Source organism: Mycobacterium sp. NPDC051804 (genome assembly GCF_044452905.1).
GTDB lineage: Bacteria > Actinomycetota > Actinomycetes > Mycobacteriales > Mycobacteriaceae > Mycobacterium.
Genome location: NZ_JBITCD010000003.1, coordinates 479612 through 499983, shown reverse-complemented (window position 1 = coordinate 499983; position 20372 = coordinate 479612). Strand labels below are relative to the sequence as shown.

Here is a 20372-nt window from a genome sequence, read left to right as displayed (position 1 = left end):
ACCAGCAGTCTAGGCAGACAACCAAACCGAAATTTTGCATGCAACTCTTGCGCCCGGCCTGACTTACCGGCATGAGCAGAGTTATGGTCATTCCCATGACCCTTGCCGCAGACCGTGAATTGGGAAGCCAAGAGTTTGCTATTGAGGACATTTCCACTGGTGTACACGCTAGCGGGTTTGGCCAAGTCGGCGACGGCCGTAGCTTTTCCTTTCACGTCGAACGCCAAACACTGATGATCGAGGTGTACCGGCCGCGGTTGACCGGGCCGGTCCCGCAGAACGAAGACATCGTCGCGGTCGGCACCCGGAAGTTGATCGACATCGACCTCTCCGACCGGCGGAGCCTGGCGGCGGCGGTGCGTGATGCGGTGGCGGCCGCGCAGCCGGTGACGCGACCTGCCCGCTGACACAACTCCCCGGTACGGTCGTCGTCGTGACGGACGTAGCGGCGATGTCGTGGGTCCAGGTGATCGTTCTTGCGATACTGCAGGGCCTGACGGAATTCCTGCCGGTGTCGTCGTCCGGACACCTGGCGATCGCATCGCGGGTCTTCTTCACCGAGGACGCCGGTGCGTCGTTCACCGCGGTTACCCAGCTGGGCACCGAAGTGGCTGTGCTCATCTACTTCGCGCGTGACATCGGCCGCATCATCAAAGCCTGGTTCAACGGCCTTTTCGTGGCCGCGCATCGCACCGCTGACTACTGGCTGGGCTGGTGGGTCATCATCGGCACAATCCCGATCGGCGTTCTCGGCCTGTTGTTCAAGGACCAAATCAGAACGGGCGCACGCAATCTGTGGTTGATCGCGATCGCGCTGATCGTCTTCTCGGCGGTCATCGCCGCAGCGGAGTACTACGGCCGCCAGGCGCGGAAAGTCGAACAGCTCACGTTGAAGGACAGCATCATCGTCGGCCTCGCACAGTGCCTCGCGCTGATACCGGGTGTCTCGAGATCCGGCGCGACGATCAGCGCCGGGCTGTTTCTCGGGATGGAGCGCGAGCTCGCCGCACGCTTCGGCTTTCTGCTCGCCATCCCGGCGGTGTTCGCCTCCGGCCTTTTCTCGCTGCCCGATGCGTTTCATCCGGTCGGTGAGGGGATGAGCGCCACGGGTCCGCAGCTATTGGTCGCCACGCTGATCGCGCTGATCGTGGGATACGCCGCGGTCGCCTGGTTCCTACGATTCCTGGTGCGACACAGCATGTATTGGTTCGTCGGCTATCGCGTCCTGCTCGGCACCGTCGTGCTGATCCTCCTCGGCACCGGGGTGGTGTCTGCGGTATGACGGTCATCCTGTTGCGTCACGGGCGGTCGACCTCGAACACCGCCCACACTCTCGCCGGCCGCAGTGAGGGCATCGACCTCGACGACAAGGGTCAGGAACAGGCCCAAGGGCTGATCGCGCGCATCGGCACGCTGCCGATCCGCGCGATCGTGCGATCGCCTCTGCTGCGCTGCGAACGCACCGTTGAGCCGCTGGCCGCGGCGCTGGGCCTGGATCCGGTCGTCGACGAGCGCATCTCCGAGGTCGACTACGGCTCGTGGACGGGCCGCAAGATCGGCGAACTGGTCAAGGAGCCGCTGTGGGCGGTCGTCCAACAACAGCCGAGCGCGGCGGTGTTCCCCGACGGGGAAGGGCTCGCCGCCGTCCAGGCGCGCGCCGTGAGCGCGGTGCGCGAGCACGACCGCCGGCTCGCCGAACAGCACGAGGGCGACGTGCTGTGGATCGCGTGCACGCACGGCGATGTGATCAAGGCGATCGTCGCCGACGCCCTGGGAACGCACCTTGACAGCTTCCAGCGCATCACCGCGGACCCTGCGTCCATGAGTGTGATCCGTTACACGACGGTGCGTCCGTTCGTCATCCACGTGAACCACACCGGCGACCAGCTGACCTCCGGGCTGGTCGCAAAACCGCCGAAGGACGGGGCGCAGGATGCGTCCAGGGACAGCGGCGTGCCACCCGAAGACGCCGTGGTGGGTGGCTCGACCGACTGACCCGTGAACCCCCGGGATTGCGGCTGACGCAGCCATTACCGGTATTTTGGAGATGCCATGGCCCGCGCTATTCACGTCTTCCGAACACCCGACCGCTTCGTGGCCGGGACCGTCGGGCAACCGGGAAACCGAACCTTCTACCTGCAAGCCGTCCACGACAAGCGCGTGGTCTCGGTGATCCTGGAGAAGCAGCAGGTTGCCGTGCTCGCCGAACGGATCGCCGCGTTGCTGCTCGAGATCAACCGGCGGTTCGGCACTCCGGTCCCGCCGGAGACCGGTGACGTGGACGATCTGAGTCCCCTGATCACCCCTGTGGACGCCGAATTCCGGGTCGGGACGATGGGTCTTGGCTGGGACTCTGAGGCCCAGACCGTCGTGGTCGAGCTGCTCGCGGTGTCCGAGACCGAGTTCGACGCCTCGGTGGTCCTCGACGACGCCGAGGACGGACCCGACGCGGTGCGTGTCTTTCTGACGCCGGAATCGGCACGTCAGTTCGCGACGCGCTCGAACCGGGTCATCTCGGCGGGCCGTCCGCCGTGCCCGTTGTGCGACGAGCCGCTCGATCCGGAGGGGCACATCTGCGTGCGCACCAACGGTTACCTGCGCGGCGCCATCACCGGTTCCGACGATGACGCCGACGAATAGCGGAGCCCCCGGTCGTGAAGCCAACGAGGTGCTGCGGCGCGGTGAGCTGACCGTCATCGGGCGGATCCGCTCGGCCAGCAACGCCACCTTCCTGTGTGAGGCGCATCTCGCTGAGCAGCAAGCTCATTGCGTCTACAAGCCCATCAAGGGGGAGGCGCCCTTGTGGGATTTCCCTGACGGCACACTGGCCGGACGGGAACTCGGTGCGTACCTCGTGTCGGATGCGCTGGGCTGGAACATCGTGCCGTACACCATCATTCGCGACGGCCCCGCCGGACCTGGCATGCTGCAGCTATGGGTCGACCAGCCCGGTGAGAGCCTCGGCGAGGTCGGCGACGAACCCGCGACGGGGCCGGACCTCGTCGACCTGTTGCCCGCCGGGCATATCCCGCCCGGTTTTCTGCCGATCCTGCAGGCCTACGACTACGCCGGCGCCGAGGTGACCCTGGTGCACGCCGACGACATTCGATTACGCAGGATGGCGGTCTTCGACGTGTTGATCAACAACGCCGACCGCAAGGGCGGCCACATCCTGTCCGGAATCGACGGGCATGTGTACGGTGTCGACCACGGCGTCAGCCTGCATGTCGAGGACAAACTGAGAACGGTGCTGTGGGGCTGGGCGGGCAAGCCGGTGGACGACCAGACCCTGGAGGCCGTCACCGCCCTGCGCGACCAGCTGACGAACGGCCTGGCGGACGCGTTGTGCGCGCACATCACCGAACGTGAGATCGCCGCACTGAAAGCGAGAACTGTTGCATTGCTTGATGATCCGGTGATGCCCGGTCCGGATCGTCGACGCCCGATCCCGTGGCCCGCGTTCTGATCACCCCGCGCGTTTGGCGAGCAACTGCGGATAGTGGATCAGCGTCGACTTGCCGTCCGTCGTTATCCATCCACGCTGGACGAAATCGCACAGCGCCTTGTTCACACTCTCGCGAGTGGCACCGATCAACTGTGCAATTTCGGTCTGAGTGAGATCGTGTGTCACCTGCCATGATTCACCCCTCTGGGTGCCGAACCGCTGAGCCAGGTGCAGCAGTTCTTTGGCGACGCGGCCGGGCACGTCATCGAAGACGATGTCGAGCAGATGATTGTTGGCGAGCCGCAACCGGCCAGCCATGAATCGGAGCAATTGCTGTGCGATCTGCGGACGTTCGGCCATCCACGACTGCAGAGTGTCGTTGTCCACCACCGCTGTACACACGTTCGTGACTGCTATTGCCGTCGCGGTGCGCGGGCCGCGGTCGAAAACCGAGACCGCGCCCAGGATGTCGCCCGGACCCCGTATCGCGAGCAGCTGCTCGCGGCCGTCAGGGGAATGACAGCAGATCTTGACCTTGCCGGCCACGATGATGTGCAACCCGTCGGCAGGCTCGTCCTGGCTGTAGACGATCTCGCCGCGCAACACCTCCACCTGTCGGAGTTGGTTGGAGAGCGCGAAAATAACGCCGGCGTCGAGGCCGGAGAGGAATCCCACGCGGGATAGCACGGCGGCTGCGCGTTGGGGCGCCGCAAGCTTTACTGGCTGTTTCACCCCTGTGGCCACCTCCTGGACCCCCGCTTGACGAGCCACAGGATTCCACTGCGGTGACGGGTTAAACCTCCGTGATCTACTGAGCCGGTGAGTGCGACCGATGCGGCGCTTGCCGCCGAGGTGGCCAAGGATGCCGGTGAATTGCTGCTGGGGGTGCGTGAGGAGATCGGTTTCTACGATCCCTACGAACTGGGCGATGAGGGTGACAGACGCGCCAACACGCTGATCCTCGACCGGCTACGTGCCGCACGCCCCGGCGACGCTGTGTTGTCCGAAGAGGCGGCTGACGATATTTCCCGTGTTCAGGCCGACCGCGTCTGGATTGTCGATCCCGTCGACGGCACCCACGAGTTCTCGATGCCCGGCCGGACGGATTGGGCGGTGCACATCGCGCTGTGGCAGCGCAACGACGGCCCGCACGGCGGCGGCATCACCGATGCGGCCGTGGCACTGCCCGCCCGCGGCGAGGTCTACCGCACCGACACCGTGCCGCCACCGCCGCCGCGCGCGGACGGACCGATCATCATCACGGCCAGTGCCAACCGTCCACCGCCGGTGCTGTGGTGGCTGCGCGATCGACTTGACATCAGGCTGGTCCGGATCGGTTCGGCAGGCGCGAAGGCGATGGCCGTCGTCCGCGGCGACGTCGATGCCTACCTCCACGCGGGCGGCCAGTGGGAGTGGGATTCGGCTGCGCCCGCCGGTGTGGTGGCTGCCGCCGGTATGCACGCGACACGCCTCGACGGCTCGCCGTTGATCTACAACCGGGCCGACCCGTACCTGCCCGACCTGCTGATGTGCCGAGCCGAACTGGCCGATGTGCTGCTCGAGGGCATCCTGTCGGCCTACCGGAACCGCTGATCCGGGAATGAATCGGCCGATCGCGGTGTCGAATTCCGTGATGCCTAAAGTCGACGCTATGAAATCGTGGCCGGCGCCGACCGTCCCGGCCCTCGATGGCCGCGGTCCGCAGCTACGCCTTTACGACAGTGCCGACCGGCAGGTGCGACCTGTCACCGCCGGTGACGTCGCCACCATGTACGTCTGCGGCATCACCCCCTACGACGCCACCCACCTGGGCCACGCCGCCACTTATCTGACGTTCGACCTCGTCCACCGGGTGTGGCTGGACTCGGGCCATCAGGTGCATTACGTGCAGAACATCACCGACGTCGACGATCCACTGTTCGAGCGGGCCGATCGCGACGGCATCGGCTGGCGCGAGCTCGGTGATCGGGAGACCGAGCTGTTCCGCGAGGACATGGCCGCCCTACGGGTGCTGCCCCCGCACGACTACGTCGCCGCCACCGAGGCGATCGCGGAGGTCATCGAGGTGGTCGAGAAGCTGCTTGCGGCCGGCTCGGCGTACGTCGCCGAAGACGCCGAATTTCCCGACGTCTATTTCCGTGCCGACGCCACACCCCAGTTCGGCTATGAATCGGGCTACGACCGCGACACGATGATGCGGCTGTTCGCCGAGCGCGGCGGCGACCCCGATCGCCGCGGTAAGAGCGACGCTCTCGACGCCCTGTTGTGGCAGGCGGAACGGCCGGGCGAGCCGAGCTGGCCCTCTCCGTTCGGCGCCGGACGGCCCGGCTGGCACGTCGAGTGTGCCGCGATTGCGCTGAGTCGCATCGGCACCGGCCTGGATATCCAGGGTGGCGGTTCCGATCTGATCTTCCCGCACCACGAATTCTCCGCCGCACATGCCGAATCCGTCACGGGGGAGCGGCGATTCGCCCGCCACTACGTGCACGCAGGCATGATCGGGTGGGACGGGCACAAGATGAGCAAGAGCCGGGGCAACCTGGTGCTCGTTTCTCGCTTGCGCGCCGACGGCGTCGACCCCGCGGCGATCCGGTTGGGACTGTTCGCGGGTCACTACCGCAGCGACCGCTTCTGGAGTCCGGCAGTTCTCGACGAGGCCAACGATCGGTTGCAGCGCTGGCGCAACGCCGTGGCCTTGCCCGCCGGACCCGATGCCGCCGACGTGGTCGCGCGCGTCCGACGTTACTTGGCGGACGATCTTGATACTCCGAAAGCACTTGCCGCGCTTGATGGCTGGACGACAGATGCCCTTCAGTACGGTGGCCACGATACCGAAGCTCCGCGACTGGTGGCGACGGCCATCGACGCACTGCTCGGCATCAAGCTGTAGACCTGCCTCGCCCACACTCGGTGCGGAGTACGTTTGACGACCATGGGTTCGGTAAACGGAAAAGTCGTCCTGATCACCGGCGCGGCCAACGGCATCGGTGCCGAGGTAGCCCGCCGCCTTCGCGATAAGGGCGCCAAGCTGGTGCTCACGGACCTCGATGAGGTGCCGCTCAAGGAGCTTGCCACCAGGCTCGGTGAGGACAGCGTGCTGACTGCGGTCGCGGACGTACGCGATCTCGCCGCTATGCAGACGGCCACCGACGCAGGTATCGAGCGGTTCGGTGGTATCGACGTCGTGATGGCCAACGCCGGCATCGCAACCCACGGATCGCTGCTGGCTGTCGATCCCAAGGCCTTCCAAACGCTGATCGACGTGAACGTGATGGGCGTATTCCACACCGTGCGCGCCGCCCTGCCCTCGGTCATCGAGCGGCGGGGCTACGTGCTGATCGTGTCCTCGGCCGCCGCCTACGCGCCCGCCGCGGGCATGGTGCCCTACGACACGTCGAAGGCGGGCGTGGAGCACTTCGCCAACGCACTTCGCCTCGAGCTCGCACACCGGGGCGTCGATGTCGGATCCGCACACATGTTGTGGATCGACACACCGTTGGTCCAGGAGACCAAGAGCGAGTCAGCGGCCTTCCAGGAAATGCTGCGCAAGCTCCCGGGACCGCTGGGCAAGACCACGTCGGTGGAGAAGTGCGGTGAGGCGTTCATCAAGGGCATCGAAGGCCGCAAACGCCAGATCAACTGTCCGGGCTTCGTCGGCGCGTTGCGTTGGCTGAAGCCACTGCTGTCGTCACGGCTCGGCGAGTCGACAACCTTGAAGCACGTTCCGGAACTGTTGCCGCGGATGGACGCCGAAGTGGCCGCGCACGGCCGCTCGATGAGCGCCCGCACCGAAGCGCTCGAGAAGCATTGATCCGCCACATCGCGGCTGTTCTGGTCGCCCTCGCGCTGCTGGCGGGTTGTAGCGCCAAGAAGTCCGAGGAGGCCGAGGTGTCGCAGCCACCCCCTGCTCCGGTTGCCGTCACACCGGACCAGGCGCGGGGCATCGCGAAGGAGGCCTACATCTACGGCTTCCCGATCGTCGACAACTACCGGGTCATGTACTCCTACTTCGTCAACAAGGAGGATCCCGAGTACAAAGGTGGCTGGAACGAAATCCACAGCAGTGCACAGGTTTACACACCCGAAGACACGGCGATCCAGACGCCGAACTCCGATACACCGTACTCCGCGATCGGAGCAGACCTGCGGGCCGAACCGTTGGTGCTGACTGTTCCTCCCATCGAACAGGACCGCTACTACTCGCTGCAGTTCGTCGACCTCTACACCTACAACATGGCCTACGTCGGAAGTCGCACGACCGGTAACGGCGGCGGGAAGTACCTTCTGGCGGGCCCGAACTGGCAGGGCGAGAAACCCGAGGGCATCAACGAGGTCATCAAGTCCGACACGGAGCTCGCGATGGTGCTCTATCGCACCCAGCTGTTCGGCCCGTCGGATATCGACCAGGTCAGGAAGATCCAGGCCGGCTATCAGGTGACACCGCTGTCGACCTATTTGAACCAGCCACCGCCGGCAGCCGCCCCGCCTATCGACTTCGTCCCTCCGCTCACCCGAGACCAGCAGAAGACGTCTCCGCAGTTCTTCGAGATCCTCAACTTCCTGCTGCGATTCGCACCGGCACCGGCCACCGAACAGGACCTGCGCGCCCGTTTCGCCACCATCGGGATCGGGCCCGACGGGAATTTCGACTCCGACAAGTTGACGCCGGAGATGAGATCGGCGGTCGAGGCCGGGATGTCCGACGCTTGGACCGAACTGGATACGCTCAAGCGGGACAAGGTCGACACCGGCGAAGTGGGATCGGCCCAATTCTTCGGCACCGCAGCGGATCTCAAGGGTAACTATCTGTACCGCATGGCGGGTGCCGCCCTCGGCATCTACGGCAACACCGCCGCCGAGGCGATTTATCCCGGTGCGGCGGTGGACTCCACGGGTGCACCGCTGACCGGTGCCAACAACTACACGTACCGATTCGCCAAGGACCAGCTGCCGCCGGTCAACGCATTCTGGTCGCTCACCATGTACGAGATGCCGCAGAGTCTGCTCGTGGAAAATCCGATGAAGCGGTATCTGATCAATTCGTCGATGCTGCCGAGCCTGGTCCCCGACGCCGACGGCGGCTACACGCTCTACATCCAGAACGCGTCGCCAGGAATCGAAAGAGAAGCCAACTGGCTGCCGGCGCCCAAAGGACCTTTCCAGGTCGTCCTGCGCCTGTACTGGCCGAAGCCCGATGCGCTCAACGGAGTCTGGCAGGCACCAAAACCAGTAAAAGCCTGACCCGTTGCGGGCCAGGCCTTTACGGCTCCAAGTCAGTTGTCGGTGGGATTGAGAGCGCGGAACGCGATGCCCGCGGCGGCACCGGCCAGCATTTGCACCACGAGGTAGGTCCACAACACCGACCCTGAGAGGGTGCCCATCAGGACGCCGCTCACGGCGACGGCCGGATTGAACACCGCGCCCGAGAGACCGCCCACCGCAACGGCACCCGCCAGCACGGTGAATCCGATCGCGAGCCCGTAAAAGCTGTTGTCGGGATGGTCTTTGCTCGTGGCGACATTGAGCACGACGTAGCTCAGTGCGAACGTGAATACGAACTCGGCGGCGACAGCGGCCACCAACGCGTGCCCGGTCAGGTAAGGGGCAGCTGACTGGGCCGCGGGAACGACCGCCGCCACGACGGCCGCACCGGCCAGTGCGCCGCCGAGCTGTGCGACCCAGTATCGGATCGCTTCGCGCAGATCGATGCGTCGGCGGATGAGCACCGCCATTGTCACTGCCGGGTTGTAGTGGGCGCCTGAGACATGGCCGCCTGCGTAGACCATGGCCATCAGGACCGCGCCGATGCCGAGCGGCGCGAGGGGGTTACCGCTGCGAACAGCGGCACCGATCGTGAACACCAGGATCAGCGTTCCGATCGCTTCGGTCGCGTACTTGACCGCGACGTTGGGACGGGTTTTCCGTGCGGGAGCGGGGGTGCGGGTCGCTGTAGTCATGCGAACAAGACTGCGGCTCACCAGCTGAAACCGGGATCGTGTGAAAGCATGAACCGCCGGATGACCGTACTGTCATCCGTTTGGACGACAGTGCTCACTCCAGGATGTGGTTGCGCATCGCGTATGCGACAGCCGCACCGCGGTCCGATACTCCGAGCTTCTCGTAGAGCCGCCGGATATGGGTCTTGATCGTGGTCTGCGCCAGGAATAGCTCGGCGGCCATCTCCGGGACGGTCTTACCGTCGGCGATCAACCGCAGGATCTCTTGTTCGCGTCCGCTGAGCAGCGGTGCCGTCGAATGCGCATGCTGATGTACCTGTGTCGCAAGCGATGTCACCAACTCGGGCGGAATGACGCTCTCCCCACGCGCGCAGGCGATGACGGCCGCCACGATGTCGTCGCGGTCGGCTTCCTTCGATAGGTATCCGGCCGCCCCGTCTTGGATCGCGCGGTACACCACGGAGCCCTCGGTGCTCGCCGACAGCAACAGCACTCGGGTGGGCAGATGGTCGCGAGCGACGGCATGGGCCACCGCGATTCCGTCGAGGCCGGGCATCTTGTAGTCCAGCAGGGCCACATCGGGCCGGTGTTCGCGTACCGCCGCCAGCGCATCGGCGCCGTTGCCTACGGCTGCGACGACTTCGGTGCGGCCACTGTTGTCCAGCGCCCGCACGACTCCTTCGCGGTACACGGGGTGGTCGTCGCCGACAACGACGGACACCTTGCGGTTCGAACTGCTCATCGCGCCTCCTGCTGAACGCCGAACGGCAGCCGGACCTGCACCCAGGTACCGCGCTCGACCGGCCGAAAATCCATTGTTCCCGAGAGTGTTTCGATGCGGGCACGGTGTGACGCGAGCCCGATGTGCCCCTCGCTGACCCGCTGCGAGATCACCGCGGGATCCATGCCGACGCCGTCGTCGCGGACATCCAACATCAGGGCGTCCCCGATGTCGCGCAACTCCAGCGTCACCGTGGTCGCATCGGCATGCCGCGCGATGTTGTTGAGCAGTTCGCGGGTGATGCCGTACACCGACCCATCGTCGGGGTGGCGCCGCGAATAGTCGACTGAACAGTGCACGGGCACGCCGGTGCGTTCGGTGAACGCTTGCGCCAGAGCCTCTATCGCGACCGCGAGCCCCGCCTCGTCGAGCACCGACGGATGCAGTTCGCGCGTCACCTGCCGCAGGTCACGAGACACGTCGGCCAGCAGCCCGCTGGCCCGCTGGACACCGGAGGTGTCACCGTTGTCGCGGATCGCGTCGCGCAGATCCTGTTTGGCGGCCAACACGGTCTGTAATGCCCCGTCGTGCAAGGCCTCTGCGATCCGGCGCCGCTCGCGCTCCTCGGCGCTCATCACGTCGGCCAGCAGTAGCGACCGGCTGGCGGTCAGCTCGGCGACACTGGCCAGCCTGCGTTGCTGAACCCGCGACACGGTGTAGGAGCACAGGCACAGCAGCGCGAGCATCGCCAGCAGAGTCGCGATCACCCCGGGCGACAACTGTTGGCGGTACCTCGGGTCGGCGAGCACCGCGACCGCGCCGCACGTGATCGCGGCAAGTGAGAGTACAGCGGCGCGTGGGCCGGTCTGCGTGGCGATGAAAAACGGAAGAAACGCCAGCAGCCCGAGGACGAGATAGCTGCCCGTCGACAGGAACGGCAGGATGCATAGCGCCGCGACATCGATGAGCGCCATCGGTTCCACCCGCCGCAACTTGCGCGCCCGATCGGGGTGTTGCAGCCACAGCCACGCGGCAACCAACGAAAGCCCGCCGTAAACGGCGATGAGGGCGAACTGCGGCACCCACTGCGTCCGTGGGGTGTCGCTGTAGACGGCGAGCACCATCAGGCAGACGAGCGCGAGCCGCAGGATGCTGCGCTGGCGTTGCGTCTGCCTGTCAAAGCGCAGGAAAATCTCGCGCACGACCTCGCCACCGGCACCCGTCGCGAGGGGCGGTACTTCCAGGCTCGCCCAACCGGCGTAGCGCATCGCCTAGCCGAGGCCGTGCTATCGCCCGAAGCCGGGCCCGCGCCGGCGCAGATAGCGCTCGAACTCAGCTGCCAGGGCGTCGCCGTCGATCTTGCCGATCGCCTCGTGCATATCCACCTCTGCGTCGCCGCGTTCCTCCAGCGACTGCACGTATTCGGCGATGTCGTCGTCTTCCGCGGTCATCTCGGTCACCGCGAGCTCCCACTCCTCGGCCTGCGTCGGCAGATCGGCGAGCGGCACCTCGATGTCGAGGACATCTTCGACGCGACGCAACAACGCAACAGTGGCCTTCGGGTTCGGTGGCTGCGACACGTAGTGGGGGACGGCTGCCCAGAACGTCACGGCGGGGATGCCGGCTTGGACACATGCGTCCTGGAACACCCCGGCGATGCCCGTCGGCCCCTCGTAGCGCGTCTCTTCGAGGCCGAACACCTTCGCCGAGTCGGGGGAGTAGGCCGCGCCCGACACCGGAACCGGGCGGGTGTGCGGCGTGTCGGCCAGCAGCGCACCCAGGATGACGACCGTCTGCACGTTGAGCTTGTCGGCGATTGCCAGCAACTCGGCGCAGAAGGTACGCCAGCGCATATTGGGCTCGACACCGTGCATCAGCACGATGTCGCGGTTCGAGCCGGGTGGGCGGCAGTGCGAAATCCGCATCGAGGGCCACACCAGCTCGCGGGTCACCCCGTCGACCTGCCGAATCACCGGCCGGTTGACCTGGTAGTCGTAATACGCCTCGTCGTCGATCTCTACGATCTGCTCGGCTTCCCAGATCGCATCCAGGTGCTCCAGCGCATCGCTGGCCGCATCGCCGGCGTCGTTCCAGCCCTCGAAGGCGGCGACGACGATTGTGTCGCTCAAGTCGGGCAGGTTTGGCGTCACCAGGCCAGCGTAAGCCCTGTGTGGGGGCTAGGAGCGGCATCGCCACACGGCTGATCGTCGTGCGCGGATCGTGGTGGCGAAGCCGCCGGGCGAAATGCGTTCGACCGCAATCCGGTTAACCTTGATACTTAGACCATCGCCACAAGGTCTTCAGAGCTGTCGATCGCGGCGATGAGTTGGGCGTCCAGACGTCTACTGGGTGACGGCGTAGACTTTCCTGGTCGAGAGGCGTTGCAACGGTTCCGGGTACCTGCCGGTTTCCGCCACGCTCGGCGAAGTCAAGGACGCCTTCCGTTATGGAAGGAGTGCATGTGGCCGACGTTGAGTCGAAAGCCTTCACGCCGAACATCCGTCCCGACTGCACAGACGAATTGACGGCGGCTCTGCGCGAGCGAATTTTGGTGATCGACGGCGCGATGGGCACGGCGATCCAGCGCGACCGGCCGGACGAGGAGGGCTACCGCGGCGACCGGTTCACAGAATGGCCGACGGCCCTTCAGGGCAACAACGACCTGCTCACCCTGACGCAACCCCAGATCATCGAGGGCATCCACCGCGAATACCTCGAAGCGGGCGCCGACATCCTCGAGACCAACACGTTCAACGCGAACGCGGTCTCACTCGCCGACTACGAGATGCAGGAGCTGGGCTACGAACTGAACTACGCGGGCGCTGCCCTGGCGCGCAAGGCGGCTGACAAGTTCAGCACCGCGGAGAAGCCGCGCTATGTGGCCGGCGCCCTCGGACCCACGACGCGGACCGCGTCCATCTCGCCGGACGTCAATGACCCAGGAGCCCGCAACGTCTCCTACGACCAGCTGGTCGCCGCGTACCTCGAAGCCGCCAATGGCCTGGTCGACGGTGGTGCCGATCTCCTCATCATCGAGACGATCTTCGACTCGCTGAACTCCAAGGCGGCGGTGTTCGCCGTCGAGACGCTGTTCGAGGAGCGTGGACGCCGCTGGCCCGTGATCATCTCGGGCACCATCACAGACGCTTCCGGACGCACGTTGTCCGGTCAGGTCACCGAGGCGTTCTGGAACGCGATCAGGCACGCGAAGCCGATCGCGGTGGGCCTCAACTGCGCCCTTGGCGCGCCGGAGATGAGGCCCTACATCGCCGAGATGTCGCGTATCGCGGACACCTTTGTCTCGTGCTACCCGAACGCCGGCCTGCCCAACGCGTTCGGTGAATACGACGAAACCCCGGAGCGTCAGGCCGACTACATCGCCGACTTCGCCGAGGCCGGCCTGGTCAACCTGGTCGGTGGCTGCTGCGGCACCGCACCGCCGCACATCGCCGAGATCGCCAAGGTCGTCGAGGGTAAGCCGCCGCGCCAGCTGCCGGAGATCGAGGTGGCCACCCGGCTCTCGGGCTTGGAGCCGCTCAACATCACCGAAGACTCCCTATTCGTGAACATCGGTGAGCGCACCAACATCACCGGCTCCGCCCGGTTCCGCAACCTGATAAAGGCCGAGGACTACGACACTGCGCTGTCGGTTGCCCTGCAGCAGGTCGAGGTCGGTGCGCAGGTCATCGACATCAACATGGACGAGGGCATGATCGACGGCGTCGCCGCGATGGACCGGTTCACCAAGCTGATCGCGGCCGAGCCGGACATCAGCCGCGTCCCCGTGATGATCGACTCCTCCAAGTGGGAGGTCATCGAGGCGGGCCTGAAGAACGTGCAGGGCAAGCCGATCGTCAACTCGATCTCCATGAAGGAGGGCGAGGAGAAGTTCATCCGCGAAGCCCAGCTGTGCCGCAAGTACGGCGCCGCCGTCGTCGTGATGGCCTTCGACGAACAGGGGCAGGCCGACAACCTGGAGCGCCGCAAGGAGATCTGCGGGCGCGCCTACCGGATCCTGACCGAAGAGGTGGGCTTCCCGCCCGAGGACATCATCTTCGACCCGAACTGCTTTGCGCTGGCGACCGGTATCGAGGAGCACGCGACCTACGGGATCGACTTCATCGAGGCCTGCGCGTGGATCAAGGAGAACCTGCCCGGGGTGCACATCTCCGGCGGTATCTCGAACGTGTCGTTCTCGTTCCGGGGCAACAACCCTGTGCGCGAAGCGATCCACGCGGTGTTTCTCTTCCACGCCATCAAGGCCGGCCTGGACATGGGCATCGTCAATGCGGGCGCGTTGGTGCCCTACGACTCGATCGATCCCGAACTGCGGGACCGCATCGAGGACGTCGTCCTGAACCGTCGCGAGGACGCGGCCGAACGGCTGCTGGAGATCGCCGAACGGTTCAACAGCAAGGACAAAGGTGAGGACCCGGTTGCGGCCGAATGGCGAAGCCTGCCGGTCCGCGAGCGGATTACGCACGCCCTGGTGAAGGGCATCGACGCCCACGTCGACGACGACACCGAGGAACTGCGGGCCGAGATCGCCGCCGCGGACGGCCGCCCGATCGAGGTGATCGAGGGCCCGCTGATGGACGGCATGAACGTCGTCGGTGACCTCTTCGGCTCGGGGAAGATGTTCCTGCCCCAGGTCGTGAAGTCGGCCCGGGTGATGAAGAAGGCCGTCGCGTACCTACTGCCGTTCATCGAAGCCGAGAAGGAACAGAACGGTACGGCCGCCTCCAAGGACACCAACGGCACGATCGTGATGGCGACCGTCAAGGGAGACGTCCACGATATCGGCAAGAACATCGTCGGAGTTGTGCTGCAGTGCAACAACTTCGAAGTCATCGACCTCGGTGTGATGGTGCCAGCTCAGAAGATCCTGGACGCCGCCAAAGAACACGACGCCGACATCATCGGGCTGTCCGGCCTGATCACCCCGTCGCTGGACGAGATGGCCAACTTCGCTGTCGAGATGGAGCGCGCGGGGTTGGAGATCCCGCTGCTGATCGGTGGCGCGACCACCTCGCGCGCCCACACGGCAGTGAAAATCTCTCCGCGTCGCAGCGGGCCGGTGGTCTGGGTCAAAGACGCGTCGCGCTCCGTCCCGGTCGCCGCCGCGTTGCTCGACGACAAGCAGAGGCCGGCCCTGCTGGAGGCCACCGAGACCGACTACGCAGCGTTGCGTGAACGGCACGCCAAGAAGAGCGAGCGGCCGATGCTGACGCTGGAGAAGGCCCGCGCGAACCGGACGCCGATCGAGTGGGACGGCTACACGCCGCCGGTGCCCGCCCAGGGAGTCGGTGTGCGGGAATTACTCGATTACGACCTCGCCGAGCTGCGCGAGTACATCGACTGGCAGCCGTTCTTCAACGCTTGGGAGATGAAGGGCAGATTCCCCGATATCCTCAACAACCCGGCGTCCGGCGAGGCCGCCCGCAAGCTCTACGACGACGCCCAGGAGATGCTTGACACCCTGATCAAGGAGAAGTGGCTGACGGCCAACGGGGTGATCGGCTTCTTCCCGGCGAACGCCGTCGGCGATGACATCGAGGTCTATACCGACGAGACCCGCACCGAGGTGCTGACCACGTTGCACAACCTGCGTCAGCAGGGCGAGCACCGCGACGGCATCCCGAACAAGTCACTGGGCGACTTCATCGCCCCCAAGAACACCGGGCTGGCTGACTACGTCGGTGCCTTCGCGGTCACCGCGGGTCTGGGCAGCCAGGAGAAGATCGCAGAGTTCAAGGCGGCGCTTGACGACTACAGCGCGATCCTGCTGGAGTCGGTCGCCGACCGGCTGGCAGAGGCCTTCGCCGAACGTATGCACCAACGAGTCCGCAAGGAGTTCTGGGGATTTCAGCCTGACGAGCAGTTGGACAACGACGCGCTCATCGCTGAGAAGTACGTCGGAATTCGTCCTGCCCCCGGCTACCCGGCGTGCCCCGAGCACACCGAGAAGGTGACGCTGTGGGAATTGATGGACGTCCAGAAGCGGACCGGAATCGAGTTGACCGAGTCAATGGCGATGTGGCCCGGTGCCGCAGTCAGCGGCTGGTACTTCTCGCATCCGCAGTCGCAGTACTTCGTGGTGGGCCGGATGGCGCAGGACCAGGTCGCCGACTATGCGAAGCGCAAGGGCTGGACCCTGGCCGAGGCCGAGCGCTGGCTGGCTCCCAATCTTGGCTATAACCCGGAGGACTGAGACCTGCTGAATAACAACGGAATTCGCGAGATGCGGGCCGTTTTGTTCGACATGGATGGCACCCTTGTCGACTCCGAAAAGCTCTGGGACATCTCGATGCACGAGCTCTACGCGCGCCTCGGCGGTGTCCTGACCCCAGAGGTGCGGGAGTCGACGGTCGGCGGTTCAGCCGAGAGTGTCATGGCGACCGTCTACGCCGATCTCGGTCTGGATCCCGACCCCGCGGCGATGGCGGAGTCCGCAGACTGGTTGCACGACAGGACCGGTGAGCTTTTCGAAGCCGGTCTGCCGTGGTTGCCGGGCGCACGCGAGCTGCTCGACGCGCTTCTCGCCGACGGGGTCCCGATGGCGTTGGTTACCAATACTCGTCGCGGCCTCACCGAGCAGGCGCTGAAAAGCATTGGTCGGCACTACTTCTCCGCATCGGTATGCGGTGACGAGGTACGCCGCGCCAAACCCGAACCGGACATCTACGCTCGGGCGGCCGAGCTGCTGGGCTTCTCCTCGGCTCAGTGTCTGGCTATCGAGGATTCCGTGACGGGCACGGCTGCGGCCGAGAGTGCAGGATGCCCGGTGCTGGTCGTGCCCAACGACGTCGAGGTGCCAACTGGCCGACGGCGGGCTCATCTGAGTTCGCTGGCGGGCGTGCGTGTTGACGATCTGCGGCAGGTGTATGACCGACTCAGCGGTGGACTCGGAGAACGCTCGGCGTAAGTCCACCCACAGCGTGCTTCCCAGTGGTAAGACGGGGGTACTCACGTGACCCGGATCACGCAACGCTGCGAAAGGGACGCCCATGGCAGGCTCCAATGCCCCCGTCGGAGACGAATCCTCATTGCCAATCGCCGACGATGATTTCTCCTCCGGCGGCACTGCCGTCCGAATCGCCTCGGTGGCCGCGCTGGGCGGCTTGCTGTTCGGTTACGACAGCGCGGTGATCAACGGAGCGGTCGACTCCATCCAAGAGGATTTCGGTATCGGCAACGCAGAACTCGGTTTCGCCGTCGCCTCAGCGCTCTTGGGTGCGGCAGCGGGAGCCATGACCGCCGGTCGGATCGCCGACATGATCGGGCGCATCTCGGTCATGAAGATCGCAGCGCTGCTCTTCCTCATCAGCGCCTTCGGGACGGGCTTTGCTCATGAAGTCTGGTCGGTCGTCCTGTTCCGCATTGTCGGCGGCATCGGCGTCGGCGTGGCTTCGGTCATCGCACCCGCCTATATCGCGGAGACATCGCCACCGTCGATCCGCGGCCGGCTGGGGTCCCTGCAACAGTTGGCGATCGTGTTGGGCATCTTCGCGTCGTTCGCCGTCAACTGGATCCTGCAATGGGCGGCCGGCGGCGCGAACGAGCCGTTCTGGTTCGGTCTCGACGCGTGGCGCTGGATGTTCTTGATGATGGCGATTCCCGCCGTCTTGTACGGGGCGTTGGCGTTCACCATTCCTGAGTCGCCGCGGTATCTCGTTGCCAGCCACAAGATTCCGGAAGCCCGCAAGGTACTCAGCATGCTCCTGGGTCAGAAGAACCTCGAAATCACGATCGACCGCATCAAGGAGACACTCGAGCGCGAGGACAAGCCGTCACTGCGCGATCTGAAGAAGCCGACCGGTGGCATCTACGGCATCGTGTGGGTCGGCCTCGGCCTGTCGATCTTCCAGCAGTTCGTCGGCATCAACGTGATCTTCTACTACTCGAACGTGTTGTGGCAGGCGGTCGGTTTCAGCGCTGACGAGTCGGCGATCTACACCGTCATCACGTCGGTGATCAACGTGCTGACGACACTGATCGCCATCGCGCTGATCGACAAGATCGGACGCAAACCACTGCTGCTCATCGGATCGTCGGGCATGGCGGTCACGCTCATCACCATGGCTGTCATCTTCGCCAACGCGACGATTGGCCCCGATGGAACGCCGAGCCTTCCGGGCGCCGCGGGAGTGATCGCATTGATTGCGGCGAACTTGTTCGTGGTGGCGTTCGGTATGTCGTGGGGCCCCGTCGTCTGGGTGCTGCTCGGTGAGATGTTCCCCAACCGCATCCGCGCAGCGGCACTCGGTATCGCGGCGGCAGGTCAATGGGCCGCCAATTGGCTCATCACGGTCACGTTCCCAGGACTCCGCGAGCATCTCGGGCTGGCCTACGGGTTCTACGGCCTCTGCGCCGTGTTGTCGGGCCTGTTCGTGTGGAAGTGGGTCATGGAGACGAAGGGCGTGTCCCTCGAGGACATGCACGGCGAGATTCTGCACGAGTCACCCAAGGCATCCACCTGAGCATGGGCGCCGGCGCGAAACTGCCGTGACTTTGCTCGCGGCGCCGTGAAACAATCGCGTCCCGTGAAGACCTTCGACGCCCTGTTCGCCGAACTGAGCGAGCGTGCACGCACCCGGCCGCCGGGTAGCGGCACGGTCGCAGCACTGGACGGCGGCGTGCACGGCATCGGCAAGAAGATTCTGGAAGAGGCCGGCGAGGTGTGGCTGGCCGCCGAGCACGAGAGCGACGAAGCGCTGGCCGACGAGATCAGCCAGCTGCTGTATTGGGCGCAGGTGCTGATGATCTCCCGCGGGCTCACTCTCGACGATGTGTACGCGAAGCTATGACAGATTCTCTTCGCGCAAGCGGCTCATCGGCGACCGACATGCTGCGCGTCGCCGTCCCCAACAAGGGTGCGCTCAGTGAGTCTGCCGCCGAGATCCTGTCCGAGGCGGGCTATCGCAGGCGAAGGGACCAGAAGGACCTGACCGTCATCGACCCGGCGAACAACGTCGAGTTCTTCTTCCTCCGGCCCAAGGACATCGCCATCTACGTCGGGTCGGGCCAGCTGGACCTCGGCATTACCGGCCGCGACCTGGCCGCCGATTCCGACGCGCCGGTTCGGGAGCGGCTGGCGTTGGGTTTCGGTAATTCGACCTTCCGCTATGCGGGTCCGATCGGCCGCGAGTGGACGGTCGCCGACCTCGCGGGCAAGCGGATCGCGACATCGTTTTCGAACCTGGTACGAAAAGATCTCGCGGCCAAAGGAATCGATGCCACGGTGATCCGCCTCGACGGCGCCGTCGAGATCTCGGTGCAGCTGGGGGTTGCCGACGTCATCGCCGACGTCGTCGGATCCGGCCGGACGCTCGCGCTCCATGATCTGGTGGCATTCGGTGAGCCGCTGTGCGATTCCGAAGCGGTGCTGATCGAGGGCGCCGAGGCCGGGAACTCCGCGGCCCGTGACCAACTGGCCGCACGGGTCCAGGGCGTGGTGTTCGGGCAGCAGTACCTGATGCTCGACTATGACTGCCCGCGCACCGTGCTCGACGAGGCCACCGCGGTCACCCCGGGACTGGAGTCGCCGACGATCGCCCCGCTCGCCGATCCGGCGTGGGTGGCGGTGCGCGCCCTGGTGCCACGACGTGACGTCAACGCGATCATGGACAAGCTCGCGGCCATCGGGGCCAAGGCGATCTTGGCGTCCGACATCCGGTTCTGCCGCTTCTGATTCGACAGGTCATCCCGCAGGACGCGTGTTAGCGTCCGGGTGTCCTTTACACCGGTACGGAGGTTGGCATGACGCAGGTCCTCGTTATCGTCCTCGCTTTGCTCATCGGCGTGATCGCCGGGCTGCGAGCGATGACCGCCCCGGCCGTGGTCGCGTGGGGGGCCATGCTGGGCTGGATCGACGTCGACGGCAAATGGTCGGAGTGGGTGGCCCATCCGATCACCGTCACTGTCCTGACCATTTTCCTGCTGGTGGAACTCGTCACTGATCAGCTGCCGAAGACGCCGAGCCGCAAGACGGCACCGCAGTTCGCCACCCGGCTCATCATGGGCGCCTTCGCGGGCGCCGTGATCGGCAGCGCGTTCTTGCACACCTTCAGCTGCATCGGTGCGGGCATCGTCGGTGCGGTGTTGGGCACGATGGGCGGCGCCGCGGTCAGAACCAAGCTCTACGAATCGAATAACGGTAAGGACCGGCCGGGCGCGTTCATCGAGGACGTCGTGGCTGTCGGCGGCGGATTCCTGGTCGCCTTCCTGGTCAGCCTCGTCTGAGCCGCGG

Annotated in this window: 20 protein-coding genes; 15 read left to right on the top strand and 5 right to left on the bottom strand. The window is 65.4% G+C overall.

The window, feature by feature from the left end; all coding sequences use genetic code 11:
- Positions 1-95 precede the first annotated feature (95 nt).
- From ACIA48_RS13500 to ACIA48_RS13480, 5 genes are read left to right on the top strand one after another with little or no spacing between them, the layout of a single operon-like run.
- Positions 96-407, top strand: coding sequence for a hypothetical protein (locus tag ACIA48_RS13500; RefSeq protein ID WP_396731828.1), 312 nt, complete (start codon positions 96-98; stop codon positions 405-407).
- Between the two features lie 44 nt (positions 408-451).
- Positions 452-1282, top strand: coding sequence for an undecaprenyl-diphosphate phosphatase (locus tag ACIA48_RS13495; RefSeq protein ID WP_396732812.1), 831 nt, complete (start codon positions 452-454; stop codon positions 1280-1282).
- Positions 1279-1995: a histidine phosphatase family protein gene (locus ACIA48_RS13490; RefSeq protein WP_396731825.1), complete on the top strand. Its 717-nt coding sequence runs from the start codon at positions 1279-1281 to the stop codon at positions 1993-1995. The genes ACIA48_RS13495 and ACIA48_RS13490 overlap by 4 nt, the downstream gene beginning before the upstream one ends.
- A gap of 57 nt (positions 1996-2052) precedes the next feature.
- The gene (locus tag ACIA48_RS13485) at positions 2053-2640 is read left to right on the top strand and encodes a DUF3090 domain-containing protein (protein WP_396731823.1); all 588 of its coding nucleotides are present in this window, start codon (positions 2053-2055) and stop codon (positions 2638-2640) included.
- Positions 2624-3466 carry an SCO1664 family protein gene (locus ACIA48_RS13480; protein WP_396731820.1) on the top strand — a complete coding sequence of 281 codons (843 nt, stop codon included), beginning with the start codon at positions 2624-2626 and terminating at the stop codon, positions 3464-3466. Before ACIA48_RS13485 ends, ACIA48_RS13480 begins: the two co-directional genes overlap by 17 nt.
- Here the strand turns inward: ACIA48_RS13480 and ACIA48_RS13475 are convergent, their stop codons facing one another.
- Entirely contained in the window at positions 3467-4132 is a 666-nt protein-coding gene (locus ACIA48_RS13475; protein ID WP_396732809.1) for a Crp/Fnr family transcriptional regulator, read from the bottom strand.
- Between the two features lie 132 nt (positions 4133-4264).
- On the opposite strand from ACIA48_RS13475, the gene ACIA48_RS13470 reads away from it, so the two are divergent.
- The 4 genes from ACIA48_RS13470 to ACIA48_RS13455 are packed head-to-tail and all read left to right on the top strand — an operon-like array spanning position 4265 to position 8686.
- Positions 4265-5038, top strand: coding sequence for a 3'(2'),5'-bisphosphate nucleotidase CysQ (locus ACIA48_RS13470; RefSeq protein WP_396731817.1), 774 nt, complete (start codon positions 4265-4267; stop codon positions 5036-5038).
- 58 nt (positions 5039-5096) lie between these two features.
- The gene (mshC, locus tag ACIA48_RS13465) at positions 5097-6335 is read left to right on the top strand and encodes a cysteine--1-D-myo-inosityl 2-amino-2-deoxy-alpha-D-glucopyranoside ligase (RefSeq protein WP_396731814.1); all 1239 of its coding nucleotides are present in this window, start codon (positions 5097-5099) and stop codon (positions 6333-6335) included.
- Between the two features lie 42 nt (positions 6336-6377).
- The gene (locus tag ACIA48_RS13460) at positions 6378-7256 is read left to right on the top strand and encodes an SDR family oxidoreductase (protein WP_396731811.1); all 879 of its coding nucleotides are present in this window, start codon (positions 6378-6380) and stop codon (positions 7254-7256) included.
- Positions 7253-8686 (top strand): DUF1254 domain-containing protein, encoded by a 1434-nt coding sequence (locus tag ACIA48_RS13455; RefSeq protein ID WP_396731808.1) that lies wholly within the window; start codon positions 7253-7255, stop codon positions 8684-8686. The genes ACIA48_RS13460 and ACIA48_RS13455 overlap by 4 nt, the downstream gene beginning before the upstream one ends.
- A gap of 32 nt (positions 8687-8718) precedes the next feature.
- Here ACIA48_RS13455 and ACIA48_RS13450 read toward each other — a convergent pair whose 3' ends face one another.
- The 4 genes from ACIA48_RS13450 to ACIA48_RS13435 all read right to left on the bottom strand — a co-directional run bounded on the left by ACIA48_RS13450 (position 8719) and on the right by ACIA48_RS13435 (position 12276).
- On the bottom strand, positions 8719-9402 hold the full coding sequence (locus ACIA48_RS13450) for an aquaporin (protein ID WP_396731806.1): 684 nt from the start codon (positions 9400-9402) through the stop codon (positions 8719-8721).
- Between the two features lie 94 nt (positions 9403-9496).
- Positions 9497-10144 (bottom strand): response regulator, encoded by a 648-nt coding sequence (locus ACIA48_RS13445; RefSeq protein WP_396731803.1) that lies wholly within the window; start codon positions 10142-10144, stop codon positions 9497-9499.
- The gene (locus tag ACIA48_RS13440) at positions 10141-11391 is read right to left on the bottom strand and encodes a sensor histidine kinase (protein ID WP_396731800.1); all 1251 of its coding nucleotides are present in this window, start codon (positions 11389-11391) and stop codon (positions 10141-10143) included. The genes ACIA48_RS13445 and ACIA48_RS13440 overlap by 4 nt, the downstream gene beginning before the upstream one ends.
- 18 nt (positions 11392-11409) lie before the next feature.
- On the bottom strand, positions 11410-12276 hold the full coding sequence (locus ACIA48_RS13435) for a PAC2 family protein (RefSeq protein WP_396732806.1): 867 nt from the start codon (positions 12274-12276) through the stop codon (positions 11410-11412).
- 293 nt (positions 12277-12569) lie between these two features.
- On the opposite strand from ACIA48_RS13435, the gene metH reads away from it, so the two are divergent.
- The 6 genes from metH to ACIA48_RS13405 all read left to right on the top strand — a co-directional run bounded on the left by metH (position 12570) and on the right by ACIA48_RS13405 (position 20365).
- A complete protein-coding gene (metH, locus tag ACIA48_RS13430) occupies positions 12570-16334 on the top strand; it encodes a methionine synthase (protein ID WP_396731797.1) in 3765 nt (1254 codons plus the stop codon).
- Positions 16335-16364: 30 nt separating this feature from the next.
- On the top strand, positions 16365-17048 hold the full coding sequence (locus tag ACIA48_RS13425; RefSeq protein ID WP_396731794.1) for an HAD family hydrolase: 684 nt from the start codon (positions 16365-16367) through the stop codon (positions 17046-17048).
- Positions 17049-17130: 82 nt separating this feature from the next.
- A complete protein-coding gene (locus tag ACIA48_RS13420; protein WP_396731791.1) occupies positions 17131-18603 on the top strand; it encodes a sugar porter family MFS transporter in 1473 nt (490 codons plus the stop codon).
- 45 nt (positions 18604-18648) lie between these two features.
- The gene (locus ACIA48_RS13415; protein ID WP_396731788.1) at positions 18649-18930 is read left to right on the top strand and encodes a phosphoribosyl-ATP diphosphatase; all 282 of its coding nucleotides are present in this window, start codon (positions 18649-18651) and stop codon (positions 18928-18930) included.
- A gap of 38 nt (positions 18931-18968) precedes the next feature.
- Positions 18969-19814, top strand: a complete 846-nt coding sequence (gene hisG / locus ACIA48_RS13410) for an ATP phosphoribosyltransferase (RefSeq protein ID WP_396732803.1) — start codon at positions 18969-18971, stop codon at positions 19812-19814.
- A gap of 68 nt (positions 19815-19882) precedes the next feature.
- Positions 19883-20365 (top strand): DUF4126 family protein, encoded by a 483-nt coding sequence (locus tag ACIA48_RS13405; RefSeq protein WP_396731785.1) that lies wholly within the window; start codon positions 19883-19885, stop codon positions 20363-20365.
- The last annotated feature ends 7 nt before the right edge of the window (positions 20366-20372 follow it).